Source organism: Bartonella sp. AA86SXKL (assembly GCF_042196885.1).
Genome location: NZ_JBHIRE010000053.1, coordinates 1 through 3868, shown reverse-complemented (window position 1 = coordinate 3868; position 3868 = coordinate 1). Strand labels below are relative to the sequence as shown.

4 protein-coding genes are annotated in these 3868 nt (G+C 41.1%); all 4 read left to right on the top strand.

Annotated features, from left to right (window positions below):
• Positions 1–65: 65 nt before the first annotated feature.
• Entirely contained in the window at positions 66–1154 is a 1089-nt protein-coding gene (locus ACFIO5_RS09450) for a DUF3792 domain-containing protein (protein WP_375637057.1), read from the top strand.
• Positions 1155–1366: 212 nt separating this feature from the next.
• The gene (locus tag ACFIO5_RS09445; protein ID WP_375618735.1) at positions 1367–1525 is read left to right on the top strand and encodes a hypothetical protein; all 159 of its coding nucleotides are present in this window, start codon (positions 1367–1369) and stop codon (positions 1523–1525) included.
• 64 nt (positions 1526–1589) lie between these two features.
• Complete coding sequence (locus ACFIO5_RS09440) at positions 1590–2780, top strand: hypothetical protein (protein WP_375705277.1); 1191 nt, start codon at positions 1590–1592, stop codon at positions 2778–2780.
• Positions 2777–3868, top strand: a 1092-nt coding sequence (locus ACFIO5_RS09435) for an MFS transporter (protein ID WP_375705276.1), incomplete at its 3' end; no start/stop codon positions are given. The genes ACFIO5_RS09440 and ACFIO5_RS09435, both read left to right, overlap by 4 nt.

Sequence of the window (3868 nt, the reverse complement as noted above, 5' to 3'; positions counted from 1 at the left end):
TATCCCTTTTGGAACATAATTAGCAAAAAGGCATTGTATCTCCAGCATATTCAAGGAGATAAAACATGGAAACTCGCATTCCTGAAAACACACCATTTGATACGAATTTTTTAGGAGAAACAACTCTAGAAGAAAAGTATTCATTCTTTCACACACCCATTTCATGGTCCGCAATCTTTGCGGGACTGGTGACGGCTCTTGCCACCTCAATCTGCCTCTCTTTTCTGGTCGCAGCTTTAGGCTTAAGCCAAATGGATTTCACTTCTTCATCCCCATTTGAAGGCTCTTTCCTCTCCTTTGGCGTGGGTTCCGTTATCGTTACACTGATTAGCTTAGCCTTGGGAGGCTTTGTAGCTGGACGTTTTGCTGAATCATCAGGGATTCTTCATGGCTTTCTCACTTGGGCTCTCATAACATTGCTGATGACCCTCCAAGCCATCCACGTGGTTTCTAGTACAGCAAAGATAGGAGCTAAAACGGCTTTAGAAAACAGCTCCATGGTCCAACAAACCGTTGACAGCCTAAAAAACAATATTTCCCCTATACTTGCAAAATTAAACAGTGAAAGTCTTGAAAAGTTTTTTGCAAAAAATAGTGACAATGATATCAATTTTGACCAACTTGGTAGTGAATTGCACTCCCTTCTCAATAAAAGTGACATTCCTGCTCTCAACCCTGATCGCTTGAAACAAACCTATCAAGCTGCACTCAATGATATTGGTTCTGCGATAAAAGCTTTCAAAAATGATCCTTCTCACTATCGCACCACTTTAAAAAATCTTGGTGAGCGCCTGTCTGATCGTGTAGAAGATCTCACAACAAAATTTGATCGAAGTGATATCATCAACGCGCTTATGAAGGATGGCATGACCCGTGCGGATGCACAAACAGCAGCCAACCATGCTGTTCAACTCTATCAAAGCGCAGAGGAAAAAACCGAAAAAGCCATCAAAGCCCTTGAAGAACAGGCAGAAACACTCTCAGACAATCTTGAGGATACGATCAAGGCAGCAAAAAACACTGCAACTAAAGCCACAAAAACAGCCTCCAATATGGGGTGGTGGGGCTTTTTAGGAAGTCTGGTAGGCGCCATTATTTCCAGTGTTTTTGGCTATTATGGTTATAGAAGCCGTAAGGACACTTTCATGCTTTAAAAACTTATAGCTCAAAAAGTATAAAACCAATAAAAAGCTGCACGCATAGTGCAGCTTTTTTTGTAAATTCTTCTTAATTACTCTAAAATTCAGCCCTCTTATTTAAAATGCTCTTTGCAATCAACATTGTATTTGACAAAAATAAAATCCATGCTAAGGTGAAACGAGTGGTTATCAGTGATTTTTTTTATCAACTATAAGGGGGGAAATATATGAATATTTCACTTAATAAAGTAAAAAATGTTATTGAATTGGCTGCTGATGAAGTTGTGCCAACTGCAATGCTTACTAAGTATGCACAGCGTAACGATATTCAAATTTATCAAAGTGAGCTTGATGAGCTTAATATGAATGATTCGCTGGAAGTTTAATGATGTATTGTTGATGCAAATCTGCTTATCCATCCATCTTTAAAAATTAAGCTTATTTAAGTGCATGTTTCAGTTATTTTCAGAGGGCTTTTCTCAAAAAATTTGGGCTAAGCAAGCAGCTGAATTGTCAATTTCGTACATCCCTTTCAATGAAAGGGATGTTTTGAATGCTTTAAGACAATACGCTCTACATCCTCATAAACTCTTAGCTCTTAATCCTAAATCCGAAGTAGTAACAGTGGTTAATGGAGTGCGGAGTCCACGTCCTCTTTCAAACTTTCTTGTTTTAGATACGGATAGAACTATAGAAGAATATACTGCCCGCGTTGACCAATATGCCGAAGGACAAGAATGGGCGGTCATGTATTATGGATTATACGCTGCAACCCCTGTTCTATGGGATGTGGCAAAACAGTTTTCAGATCAATTAGCTCATTCTTTAGGTTTTAGTCCTGGTGGGCGCGTGGATATTGACTGCTTCATCGGTCGATATTCCTCCACCCATGTTGGGATACATGTGGATCACGCTCATAATTTTGGTTTTACTCTACAGGATGGCAAAACAATGTTTGCATGGCCCAGTACACGAGAAGACCCCCAAGGGCTAAAATATCCTGAATATGAAGCGCATAAATTAACAGCAATTGCGCTGCAAAACCGTACAGACCGTGTTGCCTACTTTCCCCATGATGCTTTCCACGTTGCTGAAACTGGAAAAAATATCGCGGCAAATATCAATATTGCTTTTTGGGAAACAGCACACGATGCACAACATCATAAAAATTATGTCACGCATTTACTCCATCTTGATGATCGAACGCGACATGATATCCGCGCATCAGGAAGAGCAAATTTAAACCCTGATAATGCTTTTCAACACTCTGCGCTAAACTCCGCCATCGCAAATGGTACCTTAAAACGCCATATGCTGGTTTCTCAATTAATTTGTGATACAAGTTCACGTTTATGTGTCAAGCGCCCCCTTGTTGACGTCTCCGAAATTGAAAATGAAATCACTCTTCGCCCACCTGCAACCCTGCAATGGGTGCCCTTAACTGAAACAAAAGAACTCCTCATCGCAGCAAATGGGCATTGCGCCAGTTTTGAGTATAGCTCTCATCTAGAACATTTCCTTTCTCAACTTTCATCAGGAAAAAAATTAGATCTAGCAAAATTAAATGATAAACCACATGACACAGCACAGAAGGAAATTTTAAAAGCTGTAAAAGCTTTAGCATGTTGGGGAGCATTGTGACAAAGAAAAAATCCATGATTTTTACCCAAATGGGACTTTTCCTTGTTTTGGGCTTTAGCAGCTTTGCCGATGAAACAGCACAAGTTACATTTGCTCTACACTTAGCAGAAAGCACAGCATCTATTTCAATGCTGCTGTTTGCAGGGCTTGTCGGGGCAATTTGTGCCGGACCAATTGCACCACGCCTCTTGCATCGCTTCCAACCAGCGCGAACAGTACCCATTGTTTTATTGTTTGAAGCACTCTTTATAGCCACAGCTGCAATCGCCAACCAATTTTGGGTTTATATTGCCCTTTCTTTTGCACTAGGGTGTGCTGGTTCACTCTTTTGGTCTGCTATCCTTGTTGCTGTACCTGACTTCGCAAAAAATGATCGGCAATTAGACCATATCAACCGCATTATCCAAACAGTCCGTAATCTTGGCTACATTGCAGGACCACTGTTAGGAGGTGTGCTATATGGTCTCTCAAACGGGCAAAAAGGGCTCTTTGCACTATCTATCATGGTTCTCTGTGCAACCTTTATCACTCTCTTCTGTTTTAAAAGTTTAAACATACATATGCCAACAACCACAACACAGCAAGCCAAAAAGGGACTAGATTTAAGAGGGCTCTTGCGTAAAAAAAATGTTGTCTATGCTCTTTCTCCCCTCATCATTACCATCATCCTCACCTCTGCTCTCAACGTCTTATCGATTGTCCGCATCCGCACTGAGCTGTACTTCAGTGCAGAAACCTATGGGATAATCACAAGCATGTTAAGTCTTGGCCTCGTGGTTGGTCCACTCTGTTTCTCCAGCCTTTTTCATCGCTTTGGTAATGCCGCTGGTGCATCACTGGCTGCCACAACCATTGGCTTAGCAATTTTCTGCTTTTCTCTCACACACATTGTATGGTTAATGATGCTGTCATTTTTCATCCTTGGTGGTGCAAACGGCGTACAAAATGCTCTAATGGCAAGTTTTATGATGAAAGCCATTCAGAAAGAACACCGAAACAACCAAATGCCCGCCTATATCTTCATCATACAAACAGCGGTGTGCCTTGGCTTTCTAGGAGCTGGTTTTGTAAAAGTGCATCACACCCAA

Excerpts from the sequence above, each read along its gene's own strand:
- ACFIO5_RS09440 (WP_375705277.1), top strand. The coding sequence starts at position 1,590 with ATGTTTCAGTTATTTTCAGAGGGCTTTTCTCAAAAAATTTGGGCTAAG.
- ACFIO5_RS09450 (WP_375637057.1), top strand. The coding sequence starts at position 66 with ATGGAAACTCGCATTCCTGAAAACACACCATTTGATACGAATTTTTTA.
- ACFIO5_RS09445 (WP_375618735.1), top strand. The coding sequence starts at position 1,367 with ATGAATATTTCACTTAATAAAGTAAAAAATGTTATTGAATTGGCTGCT.